Annotated in this window: 1 protein-coding gene; it reads right to left on the reverse strand. The window is 51.2% G+C overall.

Translation table 11 applies throughout. The annotated features are described in order from the left end of the window. Nucleotides 1-301 (reverse strand): type I restriction enzyme subunit R domain-containing protein (locus KDM89_RS21510; RefSeq protein ID WP_212689824.1); only part of this gene is annotated, 301 nt, incomplete at both ends.

The raw sequence follows: 301 nt of genomic DNA on the forward strand, positions 1-301 counted from the left end.
GTCGATCAGCAAACCGAATTTTTTCAGCGGATGCAACCGGTTAACGCGAGCAATGGCCTGAATCAGGTTGTGCTCTTTTAGTGGCTTATCGATATACAGCACGGTGTTTTTTGGCTCGTCAAAACCGGTGAGCAGCTTATCCACCACGATCAACAGTTTCAGCGATTCGTCTTTATCAAACCGCTCGATCACCTGCCTGGTGTAGGCCTGTTCGTCTTGCGAGCCGACATTCTCTTTCCACCACTGCGTTACCTCCGGAATCGAAGCCTCATCCACTTCCGAATTGCCCTCGCGGGTATCC

Origin of the sequence: Cognatundibacterium luofuense, assembly GCF_018139685.1 — a bacterium.
Taxonomy (GTDB): Bacteria; Pseudomonadota; Gammaproteobacteria; order Burkholderiales; family Burkholderiaceae_D; genus Undibacterium; species Undibacterium luofuense.